Source organism: Curtobacterium sp. PhB78, from assembly GCF_003751685.1.
Lineage (GTDB): Bacteria > Actinomycetota > Actinomycetes > Actinomycetales > Microbacteriaceae > Curtobacterium.
Genome location: NZ_RKIA01000004.1, coordinates 399,408 through 425,008, shown reverse-complemented (window position 1 = coordinate 425,008; position 25,601 = coordinate 399,408). Strand labels below are relative to the sequence as shown.

At 66.6% G+C, this 25,601-nt stretch carries 28 protein-coding genes; 13 read left to right on the top strand and 15 right to left on the bottom strand.

Annotated features, from left to right (window positions below):
- Positions 1 to 64 precede the first annotated feature (64 nt).
- Both EDF53_RS11855 and EDF53_RS11850 read left to right on the top strand, forming a co-directional pair.
- Positions 65 to 748 (top strand): hypothetical protein, encoded by a 684-nt coding sequence (locus EDF53_RS11855; protein WP_123293759.1) that lies wholly within the window; start codon positions 65 to 67, stop codon positions 746 to 748.
- A gap of 141 nt (positions 749 to 889) precedes the next feature.
- On the top strand, positions 890 to 1,621 hold the full coding sequence (locus EDF53_RS11850) for a hypothetical protein (RefSeq protein WP_123293758.1): 732 nt from the start codon (positions 890 to 892) through the stop codon (positions 1,619 to 1,621).
- A 153-nt stretch (positions 1,622 to 1,774) separates the two neighbouring features.
- On the opposite strand, the gene EDF53_RS11845 is transcribed toward EDF53_RS11850, so the two are convergent.
- A complete protein-coding gene (locus tag EDF53_RS11845; RefSeq protein WP_123654322.1) occupies positions 1,775 to 2,548 on the bottom strand; it encodes a hypothetical protein in 774 nt (257 codons plus the stop codon).
- Between the two features lie 513 nt (positions 2,549 to 3,061).
- Here EDF53_RS11845 and EDF53_RS11840 point away from each other — a divergent pair.
- From EDF53_RS11840 to EDF53_RS19370, 7 genes are all read left to right on the top strand, one after another.
- Positions 3,062 to 3,562, top strand: coding sequence for a hypothetical protein (locus tag EDF53_RS11840; RefSeq protein WP_123293756.1), 501 nt, complete (start codon positions 3,062 to 3,064; stop codon positions 3,560 to 3,562).
- A gap of 114 nt (positions 3,563 to 3,676) precedes the next feature.
- On the top strand, positions 3,677 to 3,955 hold the full coding sequence (locus EDF53_RS11835; protein WP_123293755.1) for a hypothetical protein: 279 nt from the start codon (positions 3,677 to 3,679) through the stop codon (positions 3,953 to 3,955).
- 34 nt (positions 3,956 to 3,989) lie between these two features.
- Positions 3,990 to 4,868: an antitoxin VbhA family protein gene (locus EDF53_RS11830; RefSeq protein WP_123654324.1), complete on the top strand. Its 879-nt coding sequence runs from the start codon at positions 3,990 to 3,992 to the stop codon at positions 4,866 to 4,868.
- Complete coding sequence (locus EDF53_RS11825; protein WP_123654325.1) at positions 4,865 to 5,116, top strand: hypothetical protein; 252 nt, start codon at positions 4,865 to 4,867, stop codon at positions 5,114 to 5,116. The genes EDF53_RS11830 and EDF53_RS11825 overlap by 4 nt, the downstream gene beginning before the upstream one ends.
- 134 nt (positions 5,117 to 5,250) lie before the next feature.
- On the top strand, positions 5,251 to 6,150 hold the full coding sequence (locus tag EDF53_RS11820) for a hypothetical protein (RefSeq protein WP_148058335.1): 900 nt from the start codon (positions 5,251 to 5,253) through the stop codon (positions 6,148 to 6,150).
- Positions 6,151 to 6,166: 16 nt separating this feature from the next.
- Entirely contained in the window at positions 6,167 to 6,733 is a 567-nt protein-coding gene (locus EDF53_RS19375; RefSeq protein ID WP_159573339.1) for a hypothetical protein, read from the top strand.
- 77 nt (positions 6,734 to 6,810) lie between these two features.
- Positions 6,811 to 7,371 (top strand): HIRAN domain-containing protein, encoded by a 561-nt coding sequence (locus tag EDF53_RS19370; protein WP_159573340.1) that lies wholly within the window; start codon positions 6,811 to 6,813, stop codon positions 7,369 to 7,371.
- A 658-nt stretch (positions 7,372 to 8,029) separates the two neighbouring features.
- Here the strand turns inward: EDF53_RS19370 and EDF53_RS11810 are convergent.
- From EDF53_RS11810 to EDF53_RS11785, 6 genes are all read right to left on the bottom strand, one after another.
- Positions 8,030 to 8,302 (bottom strand): hypothetical protein, encoded by a 273-nt coding sequence (locus EDF53_RS11810; protein ID WP_123654327.1) that lies wholly within the window; start codon positions 8,300 to 8,302, stop codon positions 8,030 to 8,032.
- Between the two features lie 286 nt (positions 8,303 to 8,588).
- Positions 8,589 to 8,984 carry a low molecular weight phosphatase family protein gene (locus tag EDF53_RS11805; RefSeq protein ID WP_123293750.1) on the bottom strand — a complete coding sequence of 132 codons (396 nt, stop codon included), beginning with the start codon at positions 8,982 to 8,984 and terminating at the stop codon, positions 8,589 to 8,591.
- Positions 8,985 to 8,998: 14 nt separating this feature from the next.
- Positions 8,999 to 10,396: an FAD-dependent oxidoreductase gene (locus tag EDF53_RS11800; protein WP_123293749.1), complete on the bottom strand. Its 1,398-nt coding sequence runs from the start codon at positions 10,394 to 10,396 to the stop codon at positions 8,999 to 9,001.
- Positions 10,397 to 10,417: 21 nt separating this feature from the next.
- Positions 10,418 to 10,834, bottom strand: a complete 417-nt coding sequence (locus EDF53_RS11795) for an arsenate reductase ArsC (protein WP_123293748.1) — start codon at positions 10,832 to 10,834, stop codon at positions 10,418 to 10,420.
- A gap of 20 nt (positions 10,835 to 10,854) precedes the next feature.
- On the bottom strand, positions 10,855 to 12,252 hold the full coding sequence (locus EDF53_RS11790) for an arsenic transporter (RefSeq protein WP_123293747.1): 1,398 nt from the start codon (positions 12,250 to 12,252) through the stop codon (positions 10,855 to 10,857).
- Positions 12,253 to 12,257: 5 nt separating this feature from the next.
- Positions 12,258 to 13,646, bottom strand: coding sequence for an FAD-dependent oxidoreductase (locus tag EDF53_RS11785; protein ID WP_123293746.1), 1,389 nt, complete (start codon positions 13,644 to 13,646; stop codon positions 12,258 to 12,260).
- A 116-nt stretch (positions 13,647 to 13,762) separates the two neighbouring features.
- Here EDF53_RS11785 and EDF53_RS11780 point away from each other — a divergent pair, with 116 nt between their 5' ends.
- Together EDF53_RS11780 and EDF53_RS11775 are read left to right on the top strand one after the other, a co-directional pair.
- A complete protein-coding gene (locus tag EDF53_RS11780; RefSeq protein WP_123293745.1) occupies positions 13,763 to 14,116 on the top strand; it encodes a metalloregulator ArsR/SmtB family transcription factor in 354 nt (117 codons plus the stop codon).
- A gap of 86 nt (positions 14,117 to 14,202) precedes the next feature.
- The gene (locus tag EDF53_RS11775; RefSeq protein ID WP_123293744.1) at positions 14,203 to 14,451 is read left to right on the top strand and encodes a hypothetical protein; all 249 of its coding nucleotides are present in this window, start codon (positions 14,203 to 14,205) and stop codon (positions 14,449 to 14,451) included.
- A gap of 479 nt (positions 14,452 to 14,930) precedes the next feature.
- Here the strand turns inward: EDF53_RS11775 and EDF53_RS11770 are convergent, their stop codons facing one another.
- Entirely contained in the window at positions 14,931 to 16,283 is a 1,353-nt protein-coding gene (locus EDF53_RS11770; RefSeq protein ID WP_123293743.1) for a DUF1254 domain-containing protein, read from the bottom strand.
- A gap of 624 nt (positions 16,284 to 16,907) precedes the next feature.
- On the opposite strand from EDF53_RS11770, the gene EDF53_RS11765 reads away from it, so the two are divergent.
- Complete coding sequence (locus EDF53_RS11765) at positions 16,908 to 17,135, top strand: hypothetical protein (protein ID WP_123293742.1); 228 nt, start codon at positions 16,908 to 16,910, stop codon at positions 17,133 to 17,135.
- A gap of 260 nt (positions 17,136 to 17,395) precedes the next feature.
- Here the strand turns inward: EDF53_RS11765 and EDF53_RS11760 are convergent, their stop codons facing one another.
- Genes EDF53_RS11760 through EDF53_RS11750 form a run of 3 tightly spaced genes read right to left on the bottom strand, consistent with a single transcriptional unit; the run spans position 17,396 to position 20,210 of the window.
- Positions 17,396 to 18,208: an AAA family ATPase gene (locus EDF53_RS11760; RefSeq protein ID WP_123293741.1), complete on the bottom strand. Its 813-nt coding sequence runs from the start codon at positions 18,206 to 18,208 to the stop codon at positions 17,396 to 17,398.
- Complete coding sequence (locus EDF53_RS11755; RefSeq protein ID WP_123293740.1) at positions 18,208 to 19,602, bottom strand: Mu transposase C-terminal domain-containing protein; 1,395 nt, start codon at positions 19,600 to 19,602, stop codon at positions 18,208 to 18,210. Before EDF53_RS11755 ends, EDF53_RS11760 begins: the two co-directional genes overlap by 1 nt.
- A 5-nt stretch (positions 19,603 to 19,607) precedes the next feature.
- Complete coding sequence (locus tag EDF53_RS11750; RefSeq protein WP_123293853.1) at positions 19,608 to 20,210, bottom strand: recombinase family protein; 603 nt, start codon at positions 20,208 to 20,210, stop codon at positions 19,608 to 19,610.
- A gap of 577 nt (positions 20,211 to 20,787) precedes the next feature.
- Between EDF53_RS11750 and EDF53_RS11745 the strand changes: the two genes are divergently transcribed.
- Positions 20,788 to 21,483 (top strand): potassium channel family protein, encoded by a 696-nt coding sequence (locus EDF53_RS11745; protein WP_123293739.1) that lies wholly within the window; start codon positions 20,788 to 20,790, stop codon positions 21,481 to 21,483.
- 34 nt (positions 21,484 to 21,517) lie between these two features.
- Here the strand turns inward: EDF53_RS11745 and EDF53_RS11740 are convergent, their stop codons facing one another.
- From EDF53_RS11740 to EDF53_RS11725, 4 genes are read right to left on the bottom strand one after another with little or no spacing between them, the layout of a single operon-like run.
- Entirely contained in the window at positions 21,518 to 22,879 is a 1,362-nt protein-coding gene (locus EDF53_RS11740; RefSeq protein ID WP_123293738.1) for a dihydrolipoamide acetyltransferase family protein, read from the bottom strand.
- Positions 22,876 to 23,892 carry an alpha-ketoacid dehydrogenase subunit beta gene (locus EDF53_RS11735; RefSeq protein ID WP_123293737.1) on the bottom strand — a complete coding sequence of 339 codons (1,017 nt, stop codon included), beginning with the start codon at positions 23,890 to 23,892 and terminating at the stop codon, positions 22,876 to 22,878. The genes EDF53_RS11740 and EDF53_RS11735 overlap by 4 nt, the downstream gene beginning before the upstream one ends.
- Positions 23,889 to 24,980 (bottom strand): thiamine pyrophosphate-dependent enzyme, encoded by a 1,092-nt coding sequence (locus EDF53_RS11730; protein WP_200849223.1) that lies wholly within the window; start codon positions 24,978 to 24,980, stop codon positions 23,889 to 23,891. Before EDF53_RS11730 ends, EDF53_RS11735 begins: the two co-directional genes overlap by 4 nt.
- The gene (locus tag EDF53_RS11725; protein WP_159573342.1) at positions 24,977 to 25,573 is read right to left on the bottom strand and encodes a uracil-DNA glycosylase family protein; all 597 of its coding nucleotides are present in this window, start codon (positions 25,571 to 25,573) and stop codon (positions 24,977 to 24,979) included. The genes EDF53_RS11730 and EDF53_RS11725 overlap by 4 nt, the downstream gene beginning before the upstream one ends.
- Positions 25,574 to 25,601: the final 28 nt, after the last annotated feature.

The window sequence follows — 25,601 nt, the reverse complement described above, 5'->3', positions numbered from 1 at the left end:
GACACATCTGTCGACCAGTGTCGTAGCCCGGCTGCTCGGCGTGAAACCAGACGGAGTGCGAGCCATGATCGCTGCCGGCACACTCCCGGAGCCGCAGTGGCTCAACCTCGGGCGTCGTGACGAGCGCATTTACTCGTTGGAGTGGCTTGCTTTGGCGAACGAGCACCTCAACGTGCGTCGACTCGATGGACTCGAGATCGATCACTGGCTTCGACCCGTAGATGGCTTGCAGATCGCCGTTCGCATCGATCGCCCAGAGTGGACCGCGCGGGATGCGGGGCTGACCATCCTCGCTCTCTCGAGCCTCTGGGACGCCTGCATCCGAGCCGTCGAGCCAGGCTCAAACGATGACCTGCCTGGTCTTGCGGTGCGCCGGATGTCCGCCGGCTCCCCGTTGGACCTGCTCGCATGGGTGCACGTCGGCGCAGGCGTGGCCAGCGCTGGCGGTGCGGCCTCGCTGTTCATGTATGTCCTCAAGCATCCCGAGCGCGTGAGCAGCGCGATCCCGCGGCTCGTCGCGGGGTGGCGACAGGGATGGGCGGAGGCGAGCGACGCCAAGCTTCGACTGCTGCAAAGCCGCCAGAACGTCAACCGATTCACCGAGGAAGCGCAGCACGCACTCACGGAATTGGGTTCTCACCCGCGGCAGATCACCATCGACGGTGAGGCCACCGGCAACCTCGAGATACTGGGCGCCGAGTCCGAGGCGCCACACGACTCCGACAGCGAGACCAGCGAAGAGGGCTGATGATGCCATCCTTCCGCGCGTGCCCTCCTAAGTGTGCGACGCGGACATAGCCGGGCCCGAAGTTTGAATCGCCGACCCAGTACGGGGGGCATCGGGCGAGTCGGCTTTCGATCAGCAACGCGGGTTCGGAAGAGTCGCTGCATGCGAAACGAACGACCCCGGAATCGCGATGAAATCCCCCGAGAGGATTGGGACGGCCCTGAGGAGTTCGGACACACCTGGTTCGAGCATGCGGAGGAAGTCCGCGACTACGTCGAGAAGAAGAAGCTTCTCCCACCGCATACCACCGTCTCGCGGGGGTTGAAGATCGGCGCGTGGCTCGACAAGCAGCGGCGGCTCGGCAAGGCCAGGACCGGCGAAACCTTGCATCCAGCTCGGCAGTACTACCTCGAGACATGGGTGCCCGAGTGGGAACTGTCCCCGAGCGAGCAGCTGTGGAATCGACAGGCCGAAACGCTACAGAAGTTCGTTCGCACGAACGACCGTTTTCCGCATACCCGTGAGGTAGTGGACGGATATTCCCTCGGCACGTGGCTCGTCTTCCAACGGGAGATTGATCAGAAGCGGGGCGAAGGAGCCATGCAGGTGAAGCGGGGCCAATGGCTCGACGAGCACGTGCCCGGATGGAACGTCGCGGCAACGAGAGCTACATGGTCTGAGATCGCTGACGCAGTCGCGACCTGGATGGACAGGCATGACGGACGCCGCCCGGATCGCACCGTCGTTATCTGCGGCGTCAACGCACTGCAGTGGCTGCGGTTCCAAAAGGACCGACCACGAACCACCGACCAAAGGCGATGGCTTGACGCCAACATCCCCGGCTGGAACGACAGCCACCGACGCTCCAAGAGCGTCTCTGACGGCGATCGCTGACGCGAGCGCCTCGCCCGCTGCCTTCTGAAGCGCCTCCGATACGACGAAAGCGCCGCCCACCTGTGGTGGACGGCGCTTTCGATGACCTGATGAAGCGTGCTGCTTGTTGGCGTTCCCTTCTTCCGGCGGTGACTCGCGTTCGGGAAAAGCGATTCAGCGGACAGAGCCGAGGAAACTCGACTCGGAGGTGTGGCGGGTCATGACGGCGTACTCGACCTCCCACGCGGACTGCCGACGGACCGGCGACGGGGTCTTCTCGTCCCAGCCAGCGTCGTCGTTCGACTGCTGCGGGCTGTACCGGGCTGCGGTGAGGCGGATGTTCGTCGCGTCGAAGGCCACTCGCTGGCCGGCGCGTCGCGGAACCGTCTGCACGGTGGGAGCGAAGGCTGCGTCGAACCACCGCTCGGCGGCGCGCTGGAGGGCGGTGGCGCGGTCGGAACGGTGCTTGTCGTACCCCTGGTAGTCGTACTGGCGGGTCGGTGGGAGCTGGGTGGCGTCGAGGCGGTGCGCGTATCCGCCGCAGATGGGGTCGTTCGGTGCGGGCGCCGGTGCCGGGATCGGCGCTTCGCCGTCGAGGTCGGTCTCCCCGCAGGTGCGGATGGTCACCACAGGCCACTCGGTGCAGTGCCAGCGGAGGAGCACGCTGCTGACCTGCACGTCGGCCTCCACCCGTCGACTGACGCGCAGGTCGGCCTCGCTCGTGCGCGACACCTCGACCGGTTCCGGCTCGGTCCGCACCTCGTACATGTCCTCGAACTCGCCTCGCCACTGACGGATCATCGGGCAGGTGATCTTCTGCTGGCCGCGCTGGCCGGCCCGGTGCCGTGCGATGCGGAGCTGCTGCAGCTCCAGCATGCTATGGCGGTGCGGGGTCGTGCGCGTGCAGAAGGCGATCGAGGTGACGGTGTTGTACTTGTTGGAGTTCATGGCTGGGGTCTTCCGAGTTGGGGCGGAGTGGTTCTCCGCCGATGTCAGCCCTATGCCAGAGCGCGTCCGGGAGCGGGGCTGAAATCCTGTTCGCGAGCACCAGCAGAGCCGAAAATCGGCGAAAGACCCTCGTTCGCGGGACAAAATGGCGCCGACGGGACCCGTCATGCCCCGCGAAGTGGGGTCAACGCGGCTCGCCACCGACGACGCGCCAGAAGCCATGGCGCAGCACCGCGACTCCCGCTGAAGCTCGTCAGCTTTCCTGCTGCCGGACTCAGAGCGGCCGAAACGGCTGCGAAGAACGGAGCGCTCTCGTAGCGTCCTCGACATGCTTCACGTCGCACCCCCCACCGTCTGCGTCCTGACGACGCTCCGGTACCGTCGCCGCCCGGCTGCCACCGCTGGCAAGAGCGCCGGCCGATGAGCGGAAACTCCCCCGACATGGGCTCGGGTCCCGGGAAGCGGCCAGGCCGTGCAGCCGTTCGCACCGTAGCGCGTATCCCGCTGTCGAGCATGCGCGACCAAAGTCCCCCGAACCTGCAGGAGCTCTACGCCGACGTCCGCGACGACCAAGCCCTCGTCCCTGGACTCGAGATGGGCATCGGTGCCCTCATCGTGCAGCGTTGGGACCCGACTTACGCCGCCGCGGGGTGGACGTTGTACGGAGCGGACCTCACCCTCGACATGGGCCACCCGTTCGGGTCCATGTTCTACCGCAGCGACGCCGACGGCCGCGTGCTCCGCGTCGGCGTGAAGTGGCACCCACCGGTACAGCAGCTCGAGTTCCCAGCCCTGCACCCGTCGAAGCCGGAATTCACCTCCGACTGCAGCGACGAGGAAGTTGCCGCAGTGGTGCTGGATGCCCGGAGCCGTATCGAGGTTCTTGTCGCCGCTAACGCGCAGATCGGGTCCTTCGTCGCGACGGAAGAGTCTGAGGACGCGATTCTCGAAGCGTCTGGGCTTGGCTTGGAACGGCTGGCGGAGGACGATCCGCGGCTGGCCCGCGATGTCTGACCGTCGAGCACCGCAGCCGGCGCCCTTGCGGCAGCTGCTGCTTCCGCGCAGACGCCACTTATGACCTCCGCTGGTTGCACGTCCAATGACCGACGAAGCAAACGAGAGCCGTCCGTGAGGTTGCAGTTGGTGTCTCTGACGTTGGCGTTCGACGACGTCCGGTTTTTCGGCGCCGCCATCTTCACTGACTCGAACGATCCGGATGGGCCGTGGGCGACGGTTCTGGTCGACCACTCGGACGAGGAGCCCTGGTTCCGCCTCACCACCACCGACCCGACCGGGAGCGACGTGTCGGTCGCGGCGATGGCGGAAACGGAGCGCCTGATGCGGTTCATCCTCACCGAGCAGCCGGAACGCATCGGCCGAACCCGACCCAACCCACCGGCCAGCTGACCTGCCCCGGTCCCGCTCGCCTGTTGACGATTTCTTGGAGGTACTGCTGATGATGCGTCTGGTTTCCCTACACCTCTCGAACGACCGGATCCTCTGGGGGCATGTCCTCCTCGAGGACACCGACGACCCGGCAGCGTCGATGGCGCGGATCATGATTGAACACAGCGACAAAGAGCCCGGTTACGAGCTCGTTGACCGGAACCGGCGGCATCTCACCGACCTGACCATCCCCGCAACACGCGAAGCGAACCGCATCGTCCAAACCCTGCTCATCCCCGCCTCCGAGATCGCGAAGCGGGAAAAAGCGGTCCGGGAAGTCATCCACTCCGGCTACCTCGAAGGGTTCCCGGACGACATGCCCTGGCAAGGCCAGTTGTGGATGTACGCCCGCGGTGAGATCAGCATCGACCAGCTCCAGGCCTACACCGACCAAGGCCGACAGATCGCAGGCGCACCCGGTGCCGCTCCTGCTGATGGTGCTGACGTGCCCGAGGAGTGGTGGCGGGCGACGCAGGCGCGCATCCGTCGGCACCTGCTGGAAGCGACTCTCACGGAAGCGGAAGCCGCCGCCGCGCTGCAGATCAGCGTTGATGAGGTCGGTGAATTGTTCGGGTCGAACCTGCTGACCAGCTTCGACCTCGACGGCGAAGAACGAATCCCCACCTGGCAGATCGTCCAACCCGCCCTCCCCGAGTTCGGCGACCCGGCCAGTCTCCTGCCGGGGCTTGACGTCCTCTTCGCGGCAGCGCCGCAGCGGCTACTCGACGCGGCCGCGATGACCGAGTTCATGACCACACCCCGGCAGTTCCTCAGCGTCGACGACGTGCCCCTGACACCGTTGGCCTGGATGCAGCAAGGACGGCCCGTCGCCACCGTCATCGCCTTGTTCCGCGGACGGCGGTGGCGGTGGTGACCACCCGACCGGAGCTGTTCCTGCTCACCGTCGCGTTCGACATGGCCGGCACCCACGGACACATGTACTTCCGGGACCCACCGGACTCCGAGCTCCGGCAGGTCCTCGTCAGTAGCACCGACAGCGACGGCGGCTACCGCTGTGAACCCGCACACGGTGACACCCGCGACGGGTGGGAGCCGTTCCTCACCGAAGCCCGCTGGCTCATCGCCCTCATCCGACCCGACACCCCAGAAGAGCGCCGCTGATGGGCCCAGCACTGCAATGGGTCGCCGACGCCTGGGCCGGACGACCGCAGATCACCCTCCCGTACGGGCTCGGCGAGACCGCGGACCTCACCGACGCCCTCGGAGTCCTCGCCCTCGCCCGCCTGCACGCGGTCGTGGAGTCGTACGACATGCTCCGCCTCGCCGACGGACGCCGAGCGCGCCTTCACACCGCCACTAAGAACCCCCGCACCGAACAGCACGACGACTCTGAACTGATCCTGCTGGTGCCGCGGGTGCTGTCACCGTCGCTGATCGCGCTCGCGGAACAGAACGCGAACGTCCTCCTCGTTGACGTCGAGCGACGGCGCGTTTGGGCAGACGGGAAGCAGCGGTTGGGTAGCAGGGATCGGTGGAAGGACGCCGCCCCGATCTACATCACGTTCGCTGTGGCACGGATGCTCGCCGTGAACGGGGCCACCTTCGACGAACTTGTCGAACGTGGAGGATTCATGCCGGGGCAGGTGGATGACGCACTCGCACGACTTGGCAAACGCGTGCACAGGACCAGCATCGGATGGGAATCCCGTCAGGTCGGCGGCCTCGTGGACTTTTCGATCGCGTGCTATCCCGGGGTGGGTGGAATCCGCGCGAGGTGGCGGTCAGCGTTGCCGATTCAGCATCAAGCAGAAGTTCTGATCGGTGCGGGCTGCCTGATGTCGGGCAGGTGGGCGACCGAACGCGACGCATCCCGGTTCCGGCCCGACCACGTTCCGCCGCCGTTCCGCCTCGTCGCCTACGCCCCGGCCGAGATCGACATGCCCGGACTCGGCTTCGAACCCGAAGACCACGACTACGCCGGCACCGAACTCATCATCCCCGCCGACCCCACCATCTTCCCCACCGCGAAAGCAGCCGGGTACAGCAACCACACGGACGACTTCATCACCGCCAACACACTCCTCCGCGCCGACACCCGCAACGACGACGACAACAAAGCCCTCCACGACATCCGCAACCGGCTCCAGTTCCTCGCCGACACTGTCTACGACCTCCGCTGGAATCTTCCATCGTGACCAACACCAAACCGAGATGAGGATCGACAACACGCTGGCAGCGTCAGGAGCCCTCGAGCTCCTGCCCTCCCTACTGCTGGCCCCGGACGCGGAGGCCGAGGAGGAGTTCTGGTACCGCGACAACGACACCCGCACAGCATGGGAGCCGCTCAACAACCTGCAGCAGGCGAAGGACATCGTCCGTGCACGCACCCCGCAGAACCCGTGGGCGGCGATCATGCGCACCTTCGACCTCGACGACGCCGGCACGTTCGGCAGCGTCAACACCTTCGAAGTCCTCGGCTGGGCCGACCGCGTGTACGTCTGCGGCGATGTCTCCAGAGTCGGTTACCAGTGGCGGTGGTCGTGCTGGCCCGTCACCGCACGACCAGACGGTGGCGCCCGGACCCGAGTCGGGCCGCGCTGGTACCAGGCCGACGTATACGAGGCGCAGGTCGTCACGGTCAACGACGCCATCACTCAGCTCGTTCCAGCACTGCATGCGGTCCCCGAGGCCCCGAATCAGGCGCCCGGGTTCCTGTGGCTGCCGCGAGAACTGGACGCGGCGTTGAATCAACACTTGCGGACACCGATCGACGGGTAGCCGATTGGGGCAACCGGGGAGACGTGCCCTCGAGTGGGGCATTGCAGCCGAGTCGAAAGCGTCCGTACGCTTCGATCGTGGCTGCCTTGCTCGTCGTCCTATGCGCATTGGTGATCGCGTACTTCGCCGTCCGCGCGCTCCGGCACCAATCGAAACGGGCTCCGCTTTCATCCACCCCGCCGGACACGACCTCGCAGCCAGCGAAGCCGAAGGTAGCGACCGGGGCGCCCGCTGCAACGCTGCAAGCGGCAGCACAAGAACGTCGGGAGCGTCACCCCGACTTCAGCGACGCCGAGGACCTCACGTCGCTGGCCGCTTCCCGGTTCCGAGTCAAGGGCACCTTCGCCTACGTGCCGGACCGGCACCGCCACTCCGTCGGCGGGCACGAGTACTGGCTCGTGCGCGAACCACGGAACCGACATGACAACAACGCCGTCGCCGTCTGGGACGCCACACGAAAAGTCGGCCACATCTCCGCAGCCAAGGCACGCCTGTTCGCACCAGAGCTTGACCGCATCGGCGCGGCAGCGTTCCGCGTTCGCGGCGAACCACCAACCGACCGGATCTCGCTCTTCGTTCACCTGCCGAACATCGCCGGCGTCCGCGGCCACCCACCCGTCAAACGGGAATCCCCCTGACCAGGGGCGCCCTGCGAACGCGATCCGCCACACTCCGTAAGGGGCCGCTTGACGGGCATCGGACTTCGCCGCATAGCTCCCCATGTGACTGACAACTCGCTTGAGAACTCGCGCTTCAACGCGGAGACCGCAGCCAAGCCCCTCACGCTGACCGGCGCCGCAGAACTCCTCGCACAGATGACCGTCGGTAGCGTCCTCGTGGTCAGCGAGACTCGCGACAACGCTCGCTTCGTCCTCCTCCGCACGGAGCACCATGGACGTCCGCACTGGTGGAGTGCCTTTCTAAACCGCCCCCTTCGTCAGCGACGCACTGTTCGACATCGCCGATCTCCTCGGACGCTCCGCCGCCCACGCGGTGCTCGTGGGGACAGGCTCTGACCGCTTGTTCGATCTACCCGACAACGCACCCGACGGTCCATACAGCTACACCGCCCGAGTACCCACCTGGCGCGGTGAGCTGCTTCTCGATCTCGGCCGCACAGCGCCAGATAGAACGGTCCTCGCCATCTACGCCGACGCGCAACCCTTCGCCGTCGTTGAACCGGGGCGAAACACGTGGAGCGTCGCCTCGGAGGGTTCGACCTCCCTGCTCACCGACGAGGCGCGGCAAGTACTTGTGGGACGTCGCTGCACGCTATTCAGCGTTTGACAGTGCGGATCAGCTCGACCGCTCCTCGGCTCGATGCCGCACCGCACTCCGCAACACCCATGCCGTCAGCTTCGTCTCGCCGCGACCCGCTTCCACCCAGACCGCATCACGAGTCATGCTTCGAGCGACCGCATCATCTCGGCGAATAAGCCTGTCCGGCAGCTGGAACCAGGCGTACACCGGCATCGGCTGCTCAAGCTCCCGCACGTCCTCGCCTCGCGCCTCTTCCTCAAGCGAGAACGGCTGCGGCGGCACCCAACGATTCGAACGACGACGACCCACGACACGGATCGTACGAACAGGCACCGACGCTTGGAATGCGACCGTATGACGCGCCCTTACTGAGATTCGTTCCGGACCACCTATGTGCGACGGAGCTGCCCGGCGCCACGTAGGACGGAACGGCTCACCGCCCCGAGTCAGCGAAGTGCCCAGCCAACGACCGGCTGTCGGGACGGAGTGAACGTCACCGCACCTCGTCAGTCTGCAAACGTGGATGACCTATGGTGTGAGCAGCTTTGCTCCGTGTCGTGAGTCGGACTTCGCTCCGTGTCGGGTTGGCCGGTTGCTACGGCTGCAGGAGCTCTCGCTCGATGCGTTCCGCGACGGCGTCCCGCATCGGTCGCACGTCGTCTGGCGACCAGGAGGTCGGGTCAGGGAACGACCACTCCAGGACCGTGCCGCGTGGTTCTGCAGGCAGCTCAAGGCCGGGCTTCATAAGGACGACGATGTCCGCCTGTTCGAGTAGGTCGGGCGTCACGCGCCGGGGTATGCGTCCGGTGATGTCGAGGCCGAGCTCGTCCACGGTCGCGGCGATCGAGGGGTTCAACTCGTCGGCTGGGCTGATGCCGGCGGAGGTGGCCGTGTACCGGTCGGGTGCGGCGAGTTCGAGGAGTGCTGCGCCGAGCTGGGAGCGGCCGGCGTTGTGCTTGCAGATGAACAGGACAGTGGGCTTCGTGGTCATGGACGCAGGTTCGGTCAGTTGGTGCAGCACGAGGTGTTGCCGGTAGCCGAGTCAGGCGGAGTGCAGCAGGCAGCGTCCTCAGCTGCGGGAGTGGCAGTGGCGGCCGGGGTGGTGCAGCAGGAGCTGCCACCGATGTCGGTGGAGCAGACACCCGTTTCGGGGAGGACGAGTTCGAGCTGTCGGGCTCCGGTGTGGTCTCCGGCGAGTTCGGCGGCGATGGAGCGGACCTGCTCGTAGCCGGTGAGGAGCAGGAACGTGGGTGCGCGGCCGTAGGACTTCATGCCGGCGATGAAGAAGTTCGGCTCAGGGTGCGCAAGCTCCGCGACACCGTGCGGGGGAACAGAGCCGCAGGAGTGCAGGTTCGGGTCGATCAGTGGTGCGAGGGCTCGTGGTGCTTCGACGATGTCGTCGAGGCCGAGGCGGATCTCGCGGAGCATGTCGAGGTCGGGTCGGAACCCGGTCGCGTTCACGATCACGTCGACCCTCACCTCGAACGGCTCTCCGGCACGTCGGCCGGTGACGGTGACCTGGTCGCCATCGGGTCGGACGTCGTCGATCTCGAACGACGCGATCTGCTGCACCTGACCGGACTCGACGAGCCCGTGGACGGTGGAGCCGAGCTGCCCGCGGGCAGCGAGCCCGTCGGCGGCGTCCGCTCCGAGCCGGGCGGTGCCCGGGTTACGAATCGCCCAGAGCACGTCGGTACCCGGCGCGGTCTTGGCGAGGCTGGCGAGCTTGATGAGTGTGTTTGCCGCGGAGTGGCCGGCACCGACGACGAGGACCCGACGACCGGCGAACCGGTCCCGGTCTGCGCCGAGGACGTCAGGCAGCGCGTGGACGACCCGGTCGCCGAGGTCCGCGGCAGGTGCAAGCCCAGCGGCGGTGAGGGGGTTCGGGGACGTGTAGGTGCCGGAGGTGTCGACGACCGCACGCGCGGTGACGTCGTGTGTCCCGTGGGCGGTGTGGAGGCGGAGCAGGAATGGGGTGTCGGCGCGGCCGGTGGAGCGGGTTCGGTCCATGCCGTGCCGTGACACGGCTTCCACGCGGGTGCCGTACTGGATCACCGGTGCGAGCTGCGGGGTCGCAGCTAGGGGTGCCAGGTACGTGTCGACAAGGTCGTGACCTGTGGGCAGCGATGACGCCCGGGGCGTTTCCCAGCCGGTGGCTTCCAGGAGACGCTGAGCGGCAGGGTCGATGACGTATTGCCACGGGGAGAACAGGCGAGTGTGCCCCCAGGCGCGGACGCTGGTCCCAACCGTCGGGCCAGCTTCGTAGACGACGACGTCGAGCCCCTGCTCGAGGAGGTGCGCGGCGGCAGCGAGGCCGACGGGGCCGGCACCGATGACGGCAACGGGGAGCCCGGCGAGGCGGTCCGCGTCGGTGCGGAGTGGGACGGTGAGGGTGAGCGTCATGGTCTGCGGCTTCCTTGTCGGTTACGCGGTTGCTTCGGTGGGCAGCAGCTCGGCGAGGAGCGTCTGGACGCGGTGCTTGATGTCGTCGCGGATGGGTCGGACGTCGTCGATGCCGCGGCCGGCGGGGTCGGTGAGGTCCCAGTCCTCGTACCGCTTTCCGGGGAAGATCGGGCACGCGTCGCCGCAGCCCATCGTGATGACGGCGTCGGAGTCGCGGACGGCGTCGGTGGTGAGGATCTTCGGCTGGTTGCCGGCGATGTCGATGCCGTCTTCGGCCATCGCTTGGATCGCGATCGGGTTGATCTGGTCCTTCGGCTCACTGCCTGCGGAGAGGACCTCGACGCGGTCGCCGCCGAGGGCCTGGGCGTAGCCGGCGGCCATCTGGGAGCGGCCGGCGTTGTGGACGCAGACGAACAGGATCGTGGGCTTGTCACTCATGGGTGTGTGTCTTTCCGGGTTCAGTGGATGAGGGTGAGCCAGCCGGCGAGGGCGGCGAGGGTGATGGCGAGGACGGGGATGGTGAGGACGATGCCGGTGCGGAAGTACTGCCCCCACCCGATGTGGATGCCCTTCTTCTCCAGCACGTGCAGCCACAGCAGCGTTGCGAGGGAGCCGATGGGGGTGATCTTCGGGCCGAGGTCGGAGCCGATCACGTTGGCGTAGACCATCACGTCGTGCGTCAGCCCGGTCGCTCCGGCACCGCTGATGGCGAGAGCGGCGATGAGGACGGTGGGCATGTTGTTCATCAGGGACGCGAGGATCGCGATGGTGAACCCGACGCCGAGCGCGGTGACGAGGACCCCGTGGTCACCGAACACGTCGAACAGCGTCGCGAGGTGGTCGGTGAGGCCCTGGTTCTGGAGGCCGTAGACGACGAGGTACATGCCGATGGAGAACAGCACGATCTGCCACGGCGCCTCCCGGATCGTCTTCCACACCGGAATCACCCGCCCCGACGGCGCCCCTGCTCCGCCACCAGCGGCACGGACGGTGGCGGTGCCGCCGGTGGTAACGAGGACCGGTGCAGACGCAGTGCGGGCGAAGAGGAATGCAGGCTGCCGGGCGGCAACGAGCACGATCACGACGGCACCGACACCGGCGACGGCTGCGAGGGGGACGCCGAGTGGGTCGGCGGCGAAGTAGCCGACGAGCAGCAGTGCCAGGACGACCCAGCCGGCGCGGAACGTCGCTCGGTCCTTCACCGCGGCGGCGGGGTTAGTGAGGGCGAGGACGTCATACCGCTTCGGGATGCTCCTGCCGAAGTAGGCCAGCAGCATGCCGAGGGACGCCAGGACCGAGACGATGCCGACGGGGATCATGACGGCGGCGTACTCGGCGAAGCCGAGGTGGAAGTAGTCGGCGGAGACGATGTTGACCAGGTTCGACACCACAAACGGCAGACTGCCGGTGTCGGCGATGAACCCGGTGGCGAGGATGAACCCCAGCGCTGCCTTCTGCGGCATGTTCAGGGCTCGGAGCATCCCGACGACGATCGGGGTGAGGATCAACGCGGCACCGTCGTTGGCGAACACCGCGGCGATGACGGCGCCGAGGCCCACGATGAGGACGAACAGCAGCCGTCCGTTGCCGCGGCCCCAACGGGCGACGTGGAGGGCCGCCCACTCGAAGAACCCGGCCTCGTCGAGGATCAACGAGATCAGCACCACCGCGACGAACGTCAGCGTCGCGTTCCACACGATCCCGACCACTGTCGGGACGTCGGAGAGGCCAACGACAGTGGTGGCGAGGGCGACGACGGCGCCGATGAGCGCGGTGTAGCCGATCGGGAAGCCCTTGGGCTGCCAGATCACCACCACGAGCGTCGCGACGAAGATCGCCGCCGCGACCACAGCCATCACCATCAGGCGGTCACCCCGGCCTGGTTCGCCGCTGCGGCGGCGCGTTCCCAGCCCTGCGCGGCGACCTGCACGGCGTCCCACGGGGATCCGAGCGGCGGCGTGTAGGAGAGGTCGAGATCGATGACGTCGTCCACGGTGAGCTCCGCGTAAAGGGCAGTGGCGAACGTGTCGATCCGCTTGCTGATCTCCGCAGTCCGCTGACCGACGATCTGCGCACCGAGGAGCCGGCCCGTGGACTGGTAGCCGGTGACGCTGATCGTCAGCGGCACCGCACCCGGGTAGTACCGCTTGTGGTCATCCGCCACCGTCACCCGCGTCAGCGGCGACACGTCCAGTGGGCCGGTCTCGTGCTGGCGGAGGCCGGTGCGGGCGGCGACGAGGTCGAACACCTTCACCACCTGCGTCCCCACGGAACCTGCGAAGACCTTGCTACCACCGAGCATGTTCTCCCCGGCGACGCGACCCTGCTTGTGCGCCGTCGTACCGAGCGGCAACCAGGTCGTGCCGAGGAGGCGGTGGTGCGTCACGACGCAGTCACCCGCAGCCCACACATGCGGCACCCCAGTCCGCATGGACGCGTCGACGACGATCGCGCCGGCCTGACCCAGCTGCACGCCGGCAGCGACAGCGAGGTCCGTGACCGGGCGGACACCGACACAGACCACGACGAGCGCAAACGTGCCCTCCGCATCACCGGACGTCGAGCTGGTGGCGACGCGCCACTCACCGCCGGCGGTTGGTGTGATCCCGGTGACGGTGGAACCAGTCAGGACGGTCGCGCCGTGGCGGCGGACCTCGGCGGTGACAAGGGAGCCGAGTTCTGGGTCGAGGGTGGAGAGCACTTCCGGGCCGCGCTGGATCAGCGTGGTGTCGAACCCACGGGCGACGAGCCCTTCGGTCATCTCCAGGCCGATGTAGCCGGCACCGACGACCGCGACCCGGCTCCCCGCCGGCAGCAGCTCGAGGGCAGCGACGACCTGCTCGGCATCAGTCATGGAGTGCAGCAGGTGAATGCCCGGCTCCCCGAACGGGACCCCAGCCGGACGCACCGGCTCGGCGCCGGTGCCGATCAGCAGCTCGTCGTAGGAGATCTCATCCTCGCCGGCGGGACCGATGACGGTCAGCAAGCGACGGTCGACGTCGACGGCGGAAGCCCACGTGGAGGAGCGGACGGTCATACCGGCGGCCTCGAGGTCGGCGCGGGAGCGGTGCGCGAGCGACGCTTCCGTGGCGACATCCCCGGACACCCAGTACGGGATACCGCAGATCGAGAAGTTCGGGAACTCATCCGCGAGCACCACCGTCACATCCGTCGACGGGTCGAGTTCACGGGCGCGGAGCGCCGCGGCAATGCCGGCGTCACTGCCACCGACGGCGAGGAGGTGAGTCATCAGGCTGGTCCTTCAAGGATCGAGCGGGAGCCGAAAGACGGCGCGTACATCGAAGCACGTCGATATCGATGAACGCAAATATAGACGCGTGTCGAAGTCCGTGGGAGGATGAGCCCATGACGATCGAGCTGCTTCCCATCCAGGACGTCACCGCGTGCTGCTCGCCAGTCACCACCGAGCCGATGGACCAGGCGTCCGCTGAGGTCCTGGCGAAGTCGCTCAAGGCGATCGCCGACCCGGCGCGGCTCCGGCTGATCTCGATGGTCGCCGCGCACGACGGCGCCGAGGCGTGCGTGTGCGACCTGCAGGAACCGCTCGGCCTGTCCCAGCCGACCGTGTCACACCATCTCAAGGTCCTCGTCGACGCCGGGATCCTCCACCGCGAGAAGCGCGGCACCTGGGCGTACTTCTCCCTAGTCCCCGGCGCCTTGGACACCCTCGCCGGGCTGATCACCGCCCCGACGAAGTAGCCCGACATGGCATCGCCACGGGTGCCGTCAGTGGTGCCCGTGAATGACGGCGCGGTCGACGCCGGCGCGTAGGACTGGAACCCCCCGTGCTCCCAGACGACGAAGAGTGGTGGACCAAGGAACGCGCTTGCCGCCACATCGGCATCACCGCGCGCACGTTCAACCGCTACATCGACGCAGGGGTGCTCGCCGTCAAGGTGAACGGAACCGTGTACGTGCAGAGAGGCCCGTTCCTGGCCGAGTACCGACGACGACTTGTCGCCCGCCGAGACTCGCGCTTCAAGAGCCAGCCGCCCGAAGAGCCCGACGATAGCCAGCCGCTCGGATCCGCGTAGTTGCAGGCCTGTCCGTTTCGGCAGTACGCTGAACCCGCGTCGAGCGTGTGCGCCCAAAAGCCGATCCCCACTGGGTCGGCTTTCTTCATGCCAGCTTCTGGCCGTACCATCGAGACGCTCGGGTGAAGTGCATCTCCTTCCGGAGTTGCGGTCACCCGCGACGCGCGCTACCACGCAGCAGAACTGCCTCATCAGCCGGACCCACTTGGGGCCGGCTTTTTTCATGCCCAGAATGAGGGTGAATCGCCCCTCGGTCTGGCGCAGCTTCTCCGCTCCTACGCACGGATGCCGTGAGCCGCCAAGTCCACCAGCGGCATTAGCGGCGCTGTCGGTCCTCATCGGCACCTCGAACCCCGCGCACCTCGCGCGGGCCTGGCGGACTTGGCCACGCCCTCAGGGAGGAAAGCCTGTGGCCGGTTTGTTCTGTGTCGTAGCTCTAGCTGTCAGATTCGTCGCGTAGCTCGCGACGTCGACGGGACTTACCGTTCGGTGCGCACGATTGCGGGCGGGGTCCAGCGCCCGTCGAGGACCTCGTCACCTGGCTCGTACATGCGCAGGACCGGACGGAATCGTCCCGCGGGGCTCGGCAACCAGTTCGCATCGGGCGACTCGGGCTGCTGGTGCGCGATGGTGACCGTGAGTGCACCGTCGGCGTCTTGGGCGACGTCCGGCGTGCGGTCGCCGATCGAGTAGCGGTTGATGGGGTTCGCGACGAGGAAGAAGTCCGGCACTCCGTACATCGTGAGTGACCAGAACGCACCCACCGGCGGCGGTGGTGCGAGGCGGAAGGTGTACTCGTGCGTGCCGTCGAGCTGGTCGCCGTGATCGTCGACGAACGTCATCACGTAGGCCGCTTCGTAGGCGTGGTTACCCCACAACCCGCCGAGCGCCGCACCGGCACGCTCGGCGTAGCGAACGGTCGGATCCTCGATGCGGAACCGCTCGTCGTCGAGCGCGCCGACCTCGAAGAAGTCGAGGTTGTAGTCGAACACGTGCAGCGTCATCTTCCAGCCGTTCACCTGCGGGCTGGAGCCGGACTCGAGGATCTGCCGCAGTCGGGCTGAGGCCCCCTCGAGTGCGGACGTCAGGGCCGCCACGGCGTCGTCGGGCAAACCAACGTACGGCGACGCCGCCGAATTCACGCCGAGCCCTGCGAAGGACCGTTGCACTGCGGCGTCACGCGGCGCCGGCGGGAACTGCTGCGACCAGACGCGGAAGCGCTCGAGGAACGCCAGCGCGTCCGGCACTTCCGGGTCGGGAACGGCCAGCCCGTGTGGTGCAGCATCAGGCGTGCGGGGAGTCAACGTCGTCGCGTCTTGGAGCGCGTGCACCGTCGGGAGGTCGGTGTCGCCGTCGACTGCCCACCGTCCGACGATGGAGGCAACCGTGGTCGGGAACCTGATGACCGTGTCGTCATCGTCAGGTTCGCCGTCCCAGTCCGGTGGCACGAGCAGGTAGTCGCCTGCGGCGGTGCCGGTGGCGCGGTGTCCGACGTAGGCGAAGTTGTTCGTCCAGGCATCGACGAACTGCAGCACGTAGTACCGCCCTGCCGTGTCGGGCACGTGCAACGTCACCGGCCCGCTGCTGAGGTCGACTTGAGCCATCGAGTAGAGCGTGTCGTTGTTGATCGTCACGAAGGTGTCATCGGGGCCGGCAAGGGTGCGTCCGTGACTGAATGTGTTGAACGCAGCGGCCGGTACTGCGCCGATGCCGTCCGTCGTGAACCGCAGCACCTGGAGCAGGTTGAACACCAAGGGGAACCCGTAGATGTACGCGTTCGTGACGAGCTGCACGTCGATGTCGCCTGTCAGGGGATCGTTCGATTCGGCCATGCCGCTGAGTCCATCCGCCGAGCCCGCCGAGGTCGCCACCCGAAACAGGTGGTCTTCCGTGCGGCGGCCGCCCAGCTGGTCGCAGGGAGTGCGGTGCAGATCACCACTCTCCTGGGGCGCCGGCCAGCGCAGAAGGCGGGGGCGAAGCTCGCCTTTAGAAGCCCCACCCCCTCGGCGCGGCACCTGACCGCCACCGTGACAGCGACAGTAGGCGGAGACCGCGGTAAGCGCGGCGACTGTCCACGAAGTTCTTGCCGAATGCCCGTCAGATGTGTCAGCATCGTCGTGCGTTCATAGTGCGCGCCCACAGCCGGTCCTCTGGATCGGCTTTTTTCATGCCCGGCCGCTCCGCTACTGTGAGACCCGCTCGGCACGCGTCTGCCCGGAATCTCCCGGGTGTCGCATCCGCTCTGTACGCTGACACTGAAGACAGCACGACCCTGCCTCTGGCCGGCCCTCTCGGGACCGGCTTTTTTCATGCCCTGATCTGAGTAGGGCATCCGTGGGAAGCGCTCGACGCTCCTGCTATCCGCCGCCGCACCTCGCTGCGCGTCGGCGCCCTCATGCCCCCACCCGAAGCCGGGTGGGTTCTGGCCACATCTGGCCAACCCCGAAGGAGGCATCATGCCCATCACCGACACGGTGGACATGCTGACGGCCTCCGGTGGTACCGCTGCCCTGACCGGCGTCATCGCCGTCGTCGGTGGCGTGCTCAGTGTCGTCCTGCCCAAGCAGGTCGTCGCACTGATCCAGCACGTCATCGATGTCATCGACGACCGCACGCTGGCCAAGGATCCCGAGCGCGCTCGCATCGTCGCAGACCTGCGTCGAGCACGCCGAGGGCAGAAGTAACCGCCGGCTCAAAAAGCCGTCCCTCATTCGGTCAGGAGAGCTCTGTCTGCCGGACGTATCAAAAACCTCCGATTCCGCTACAGCGGGCCGAGGTCGCGGTGAGACATCGGCGACAGCGGCGTGTCTTGTAGCGAAACCCAGTCCCGGAATCTACGTCCCGCTACTACCCCGTCCAACGAGTTTCGCTACGTTCTCTTCATGGGTCCTCGTTGTGAGCGGCAGCGCCTCATGGCCCGGTTCGGGCATCGTTCTTTGGCTTGTTAGCTGACGCCAATGACAAGAGTGCTGCGGGCGGCTTCGATGACGTCGTTGGTGATGACGTCGAGTTCGTTGATGCGGAGCACGCGTTGGATCTGCGGGAGGAGTCGTTCAAGGAGGCGGAAGTTACCGCGGGTGATCCGTTCGATGGCGGCGACGGCTTGGGCGTCGGTGAAGTCGTCAGGGTCGAGGGTGTGGCCGAGCTTTCGCCACTGGCGTTCGAGGACGAACAGCAGCTCGTCGTGGCCGAGTGGGCGGTACTGGTGTGCGAAGCCGAGACGGCTGTAGAGCTGCGGGTAGTGCGCGAATTGCTTCTCGATGCCGGGCATCCCGATCAAGATCAGCGCTGTGCCTGTGCGGTCGTACTGATCGCGGAGCCACTCGATCGCGGTGGCGGTAAGCCGTTCCGCTTCGTCGACGATGACGAGCTCGAGCTGGGACGGTGGTTGACCGTGGCGGTAGCTGACGGTGTGACCGATGAGTCGGAGGTGTTCCTCGACGAGGATGTTCGTGTGGCGTAGGTCGTAGTCGAGCTGGTCGCGAAGGGACCGCAGGGAAGCAGCGACCTGCGGCGTGTAGAAGACGGTGCGCGCTCGGTGGGCAGCGGCGTAGACCTTGAGGTCGCTTTCGGATCGAGGACCCCATTGCTTGATGAAGGGTCCGATGAGGTCCCAGTGTGCGTAGCGGCGGGCCGAGAGCGTCTTGCCGACGCCGGCGGCGCCGAAACAGATTCCGATGGTCTGTTGCTTGCGAACGGCGTCGGCGAACTCCGTGAATCGACGGTGTTCCTTGGTGACGACGAACTGGTTGGGCATCACTGGTCCTCCTCGTAGGTACGGAGCCTCCGTCGGCGCTGCTGAGATACGGGCTCGGACGGTGGCTCCTGCGCTGGCGGATGTTCGACGACAGCGATGCGTTCTTGGATCTGTCCGCGGAGCGCTCGGCGGTGCGCGTTTCTCGCGGCCTGGATCTGTTTGAGGGAGACGGTTTCGCTCTGGTGTTCCGGGTTGACTGCGGTGCAGAGGTAGATGTTGCGGTGGAACACGCGGATCTCGGTGATGTCTCGTGGGTCGTAGCGGATCGTCACTGTCGCCCCGACGAACGGTGCCAGTGTTGGTGACGTGTAGCGAAGGCCCTGGAAGCGGATGCCGTCGCGTTGCACGATCCGGGACGCCGGCACGGTCAGGAGAAATCCGTCGAGCTGTTCGAGGGAGTCGGGCATGCGGGCCAGCCAGCCGCCAGCGATCCATGCGTCCACCGGGGACTGTTTCGTTTCCCGGTGAATGCGAGTGTTGTAGCGGCCGATGAACGCCACGACAGCCGCATCGAGGCCAGCGAGGTCGAGGACTGGTGACGGAGCGGGCGTCTTCGTCGTCAGGTGGCCGGGCAGGCCGGTGAGCAGTTCCGTGTTGACGGTGCCAAAGAACCGCTCAATCTTTCCGCGGCCTTGCGGTCGACCGACTGCGGAGTGCACGATCCGAAGGTGCAGTGATCCGGCGGTTGCACTGAGTCGGTGGCTGGTGAAGTCGGACCCGTGGTCGACGTAGAGCACGTTGGGGATGCCGCAGATGGGCCAATCGGGTTGGACCTTGTGCCAGATCGCCTGCCGGAGAGCGAGCGCGGTGTTCGCCGCCGATGGCGCACCGAGGAACACCAGATACCCGCACACCGCTCGGGAGTAGTCGTCGAGGATGACGGTCAGCCAAGGACGAGCCGGCCTCCCGTCCGGGCCGACAATCAGGATGTCGAGCATCGTGTGATCGGCCTGCCAGACCGCGTTCGGCTGGTCCGCTCGACGCCGGAGGAGCAGCTCGTGTTTATCCCGGTACGATGCAGGCCCGTCGAGCGCCAGGGTCACCATCCCTGGGTCGAGAGCGCGCACGATGTTCTGCACGGTCGAGTACGACGGTGCATCGGCGTCGCGGCCAGCGCAGCGCTCGACCAGGCGCCGGTGGATGGTGGCGATCGAAGGTCGTGGCCGGGTCAGGGCCAGTGCCTCAACCAGAGCCACGAGATCCGGCGATGTGCGCCTGACCCCACGATCCAGGCGAACACTGTCGGAGAGCGCGTCGTAGCCGCCTGTTCGGTAGCGGGCGAGCCACCGCGTCAGGGTCCGACGCGGCACACCCGTTGTGCGGACGAGCTCGGCAAGCGGAATCGCGTCATCGACATGCAGTCGAAGGATTCGCCACCGCTCGTCCGCGTCCACGGTCGCTACATCGACGGGGAGGGCTTGGTGCGTCGAGCGGTCATGACCTCGGTGTGCTTCGCGAGCGTGCGGTAAATGGTCGTCCTGCTGACTCCGAGGACGTCTCCGATCTGCGCGACGGTCATGTCCTGCTGCTCGTACAACCGGCGCGCCGTTCGGACTTGGTCAGAGGACAGCCGCGGTGGACGCCCGCCGGTGCGGCCACGGGCGCGAGCCGCAGCAAGGCCGGCATTGGTGCGCTCCTTGATGAGGTCCCGTTCGAACTCCGCCAGGGCCGCGAACACGTGGAAGACGAGGCGGCCGCCGGGCGAGGTGGTGTCAATGGTCTCCTGCAGCGACCGGAATCCGACACCACGGTCCGCGAGGCCGTGCAGCTGGTCGATGAGGTGCCGGATCGAGCGCCCGAGTCGGTCGAGACGCCAGACGACGAGTGTGTCGCCGGGGCGGATCTGGTCGAGGAGCTTGTCGAGTTCTGGTCGGTGCTCGAGTGACCCAGACATGGTGTCGACGAATACGCGGAAGCAGCCGGCAGCGTTCAGCGCATCGACCTGCAATGACGCGTCCTGGTCGGTGGTGGATACACGCGCGTACCCGAGGAGGTGCCCCATGAAGAGAACGTAGCGAAACTCGACCAGGAGGGGTAGAGGCGACACGTAGATTCCGGGACTGAGTTCCGCTACAAGACACGCCGTCTCGCATATTGCCGGAGCGTCGGTTCGGACAGTTGTAGCGGAATGGTTCGTTATCGGCACATAGCTAGATCCGGGCTTTGCAGGGAGCCGCTGCGGGTGGTGCTCTCAACGATGGCGTCCGTTTGCCGGTGACGGGTGTGGCGTTGCCAGGACGGGGATGACGCGGGCGCAAGCGTGGAGGGTGAGGTGTCGCATGACGCTGTCGATGGCCATACCGCCGCTGGCGACCACGGCGCGGAGTTCGGGGAGCATCTCGAGCAGTCCGGCAAGTGAGCGACGGCCGCGCCCGATGTCGTCGGGTCGGACGGGAATCGGTGGTTCCCGCGAGGTGAGGGTTAGGCGCAGGATCTGGCGTCCCAGGAGTCCGGTTTCGGGCGGCCCGCTCGGAGCGGGGGTCGACGTGGTCGCGGGGAGGTCTTCGGTAGGTGCTGGCTGAGGCGAGGGGCAATATCGTGCACATGTGAGGTGGACACAGCAGCGGTGGGAACGGGTAATGCGGTGGCCGCTTGCGATCGCGGCGGGAGCGTTTCTTGCTGCGTATGCGGTGGAGGTGCTCGCCGATCATCACGGCCGCAGCGCGTTCGTGTCGGATGTTGTGATCAACGTCACGTGGGCGATGTTCGTGGTGGACTACCTCGTGACGCTCCTGTTGGCGCGTCATCGTGGTCGGTGGTTCGTGCACCATCTGGTGGACCTGGCCGCTCTTGCGTTGCCGTTCCTGAGGCCTTTACGGCTGTTGCGGCTCGCGCAGCTGTTCCGAGTCCTGCAGCGGAGCACCGGGGCTGCCGTTCGCGGGCGAGTGATCGTGTACGTGATTGTGACGACAGCTTTGCTGGTGTTCGTGTCCGCGTTAGCGATCCTCGATGTGGAACGGCATGCCGACGGCGCGACGATTGTGTCATTCGGGGATGCGCTGTGGTGGGCGTTGGTCACGATCACGACCGTTGGGTACGGTGATCTGACCCCGGTGACCGAGACAGGTCGGTTGATCGCCGCGGGAGTGATGATCAGTGGCATCGCGCTGCTGGGTGTAGTTACCGCGACAATCGCGAGCTGGATCATTGATCAGGTCGGTCGACGTGACGACGAAGCACAGATCGCGACCCGGCGTGAACTACGTGAACTGTCTGCCGAGATCCGGTCGCTGCCGGAGGAGCTGCAGCAACGTCGACCGCCGTCGGGTGAATGATTCCCTGCCACGGTGTCCAGATCGTTCCGTGGCGTCATAGTAAGAGTGAGATCGGGTCTTCAAGGAGGCTGGTGAGCGTCTGTAGGTATTGAGCGGCGAGGGCGCCGTCGATGACGCGATGGTCTGCGGAGAGCGTGAGGCGGATCCTGTGGCGGACGACGAGGTTGCCGTCGTGTACGGCAGCGTCCGCCGTCGCTGCTCCAACGGCGAGGATTGCGCTTTCGGGCGGGTTGATGATGGCGGTGAAGGACTCCGCGCCGAACATGCCGAGGTTACTGACGGTGAACGTGCCGCCGGTCATGTCGGCGGGTTGCAGTTTCCGATCCGCCGCACGGGCGCTGAAGGATCGGCTGGCGGCGCTGATGCTGCTGACGCTTCTGGTGTCGGCATGTGTCATGACCGGGACAACGAGGCCGGCCGGCGCGGCCATCGCGATCCCGATGTTCACTGCAGTGTGCTGCGTGATCGCAGGATCCGGGTCGTCTTGGTAGGAGACGTTGATGGCCGGGTGCGCGGCCAGGGCGAGGGCTGCGGCCTTGACGATGAAGTCGTTGAGGCTGACTTTCGCGGTGTCTTGTCTGATCCGTGATGCGTTCACCATGGTGCGCAGATCAATGAGGGCGTCAGCGTCGGCGACGGCGGTGACGGTGAAGTGCGGGATGGTGCGGGCGCTCTCGGTGAGTCGGCGAGCGATCACCTTCCGCGTCCCGGTCATCGGCGTCGTCACGTCCGCGTCGGTGTCTTGCTGATGGTGTGTGGAGGCGCTGCCAGGCACGGGGAGCGTTGCCGTCGACGGGACATCGTGCTCTAAAGCTGCAGCACTCTGGTCCGCGTCGATGATGGCTTCGACATCAGCCCTGACAAGGCGGCCGCCGGGGCCCGATCCGTGAACGGTGGCGATGTCGACGTGGTGTTCGCGAGCGAGTTTGCGTGCCAGTGGGGACGCGAACGCGATGTGCTCTGCCGGCGCGGGTATGCCTTCGGAGCGTTCACGCTGTTGCGGCTCCACGGGGGGATCTTCCGATGTGCGTGCGGGGTGGTCGTGCTCGGATGATGTGTCGAACGCGGGAGCGGGGACGAACGTTGGAGTGGTCGGCGATGTGTGCTCATCGGCGGGCGAGTCCGCGCGTTGGCCATCCGCCGGGCTGAGCGCGGGGCCGGAACCGTCGTCGAGCGTCGCGATGGGAGTCCCTATCGCAACGTTCTCTCCTTCGGGAACGAGGATCTCCGTCAAGGTGCCAGCGTCGTAGGCTTCGTATTCCATGGTGGCTTTGTCGGTTTCGATCTCGACGAGGATGTCGCCGACTTCGACGATGTCGCCGGGGTGCTTGTGCCAGGCGGAGATGGCGCCTTCTTCCATCGTGTCCGACAGCCGCGGCATGGTGATCTGGATCATCGGGACGTTCCGTTCCGGTCGGAGGCGCGCCAGCCGACCGCGTGGAGGGTTTCGTGGACGGCGGTAATCGCGTCCTCGAGCGCGGGAAGGGCCACCGTTTCGAGGGGCTTGGCGTATGGCAGGGGAACTTCGGCCATCGCGACGCGGCGGACTGGTGCGTCGAGGTCGTCGAAGGCGCCGTCGGAGATCGACGCGGCAAGCTCCGCGCCGATGCCGTAAGTGAGCCAGTCGTCTTCAAGGACGACCGCGGCGTGGGTCTTCCGCACGGAACGGATCACGGTCTCGCGATCGAGTGGGCGGAGGCTTCGCAGGTCGATGACTTCGGCGTCGATGCCGTCCTCGGCGAGCCGTGTTGCTGCTTGCCGCGCCAGGTGCGCGGTGCGTGAGTAGCCGATGAGCGTGACGTCAGACCCGACGCGGCTGACAGCGGCGCGACCAATTTCGACGTCGTCGACGTCATCGGGTACGTCGTCCTTGATGTTGTAGAGGGCGAGGTTCTCGAGGAACAGCACCGGGTCGTCGTCCCGGATCGACGCACGCAGGAGCGTACGTGCGTCCGCTGGGGTGGACGGTGCGACGACTTTCATACCGGGTACGAACGCGTAGTACAGCTCCACGTTCTGCGAGTGCGTTGCACCGAGCTGTTGACCGCCGCCACCTGGTGTGCGGATCACTAGCGGTACGCGGCTCTGCCCGCCGAACATGCCGTAGATCTTCGCGGCGTGGTTGACGATCTGATCGAGTGCGAGGAGGGAGAAGTTGATGGTCATGATCTCCACCACCGGTCGCAGTCCGAGCATCGCGGCACCGATCGCGGCACCGGTGAACCCTTCTTCCGCGATTGGGGTGTCGCGGACACGGCGTGGCCCGAACTCCTCGAGCAGCCCCTGAGTGATTTTGTACGACCCTTCGAATATCCCGATCTCTTCGCCGAGCAGGAGCACGTTCTCGTCCGCGAGGAGTTCCTCGCGGAGCGTCATCCGGAGCGCGTCCCGGTAGCTCATCACAGTCATCGGGTCTGCTCCTGACTTGTCGTGGCGGGATAGTTCGTGTCAGTGGGCGGTGGGAACAGCGGCTGTGCAGGGAGCCGGCGCGTGTCGTTCGGGACCGGTGTGGCGTAGGTGTAGTCGAACAGGGTGCTGGGGTCCGGGTGGGCGCTGTTCGCGGCGTAGTCCGCTGCCGCGGTGGCTGCAGCGATGGCGGCGGCGTCCATGGCGGCGGCGGCATCGTCGTCGATGATCTCTGCGGCGATCAGCGCCGCCCGGTAGGCGGCGACCGGGTCGTGCTCGCGGAGCGCTTCCGTTTCGCTGTCGGTGCGGTACTTCGCCGGGTCCACCACCGAATGGCCTTTCAAGCGTTCGGTGGTGAGTTCCAGCAGGAACGGCTCATTTCGACGCGCTGACGCGAGTGCGCGGGTCATCGCTTGCTGCACGGTGACCGGGTGCAGCCCGTCGGCGCGTTCGGCGGCCATCCGGTAGGAGGCAGCGCGCTTGTACAGTTTCGGTTCCGCGGAGGCGTGTTCGACGGTCGTGCCCATCCCGAGCTGGTTGTTGATGATGACGTACACGATCGGCAGATGCCACAGCGCGGCGAGGTTCAACGACTCGTGGAACGCGCCGATGTTCGTCGTCCCGTCTCCGAGCGTGCACACCACGACCTCGTCGCCGCCGCGGTAGTCGATCGCGAGGGCTGCCCCGGTGGCGAGCGGGATTTGCCCGCCGACGATCCCATAGCCGCCGAGGAGCCTCGCGGTGAGGTCGAACATGTGCATGGAGCCGCCCCAACCACTGGAAACCCCGTCGACGCGGCCGTACAACTCCGCCATCACCCGGTTCGGGTCGATTCCGCGGCCGATCGCGTACCCGTGCTCCCGGTAGTTGGTGAACAGGTAATCCATCGGCTGCATCGCGGTCGTGATCCCGGCGACCGCAGCCTCCTCGCCGAGATTCAGGTGGCAGTATCCACCGATCAGGGCTTGCGTGTAGGCGCGGGCGGCGCGTTCCTCGAACCGCCGCACTCGGAGCATCAAGGACAGCAGCTCAGCTTGTTGCTCTTCGGGGATGTTGTCGGGCTCTTGCGTCGGCGTTGTGCGGGAGGTCATAACGGTCTGCTGCTCCTTTGCGCAATTGCCCATCCGACCCGTAACGCATTCACGGCGCGGAGGTGTTGTTCGGCCCGGTGCCGACCGTTGGCCGGTGAGGGGTGTGGCGCGGCGATCACCGGTAGCACAGTCGGGGCGTCTGTCATGGTGAGGTACCGCATGACGCCGTCCAGCGCCGTGGCTCCGAAGGTGACGATCGCGGCCAGTTGCGGAAGCGAGGCAAGGAGCGTCGACAGCGCGGGGATGCTTTCCACCAGATCTGCTCGCGTGGGTCTTCTCGCGAGTTCCCACGGCACGATATTCCACCGCAGGTACGCCGTACGCGGCAGCCCAGATTCCGCACGCGCGCGCCTGAACGCAGCCACTGTCGGGCCGGGATTGTCCTCGCTGCAGATCGCACCCGCGCCGACCGCGATCGTGGCGGGACCGGGCGATTCCATCAGCACCAGGACCTGGGATTCGACCCCACCGGAGTGAGCGTCGAAGCCCGGCACGAATCGCCTGGTCCCATCCGGTGCGAGCCGCCACATCTCCGCCAACCCGTTCAGCGACCGAACATCCGCCGGTGCGAACGTCCGACCGGTGTCGCGCACAGCGGCGGCAGCATCACGTGGTGATCGC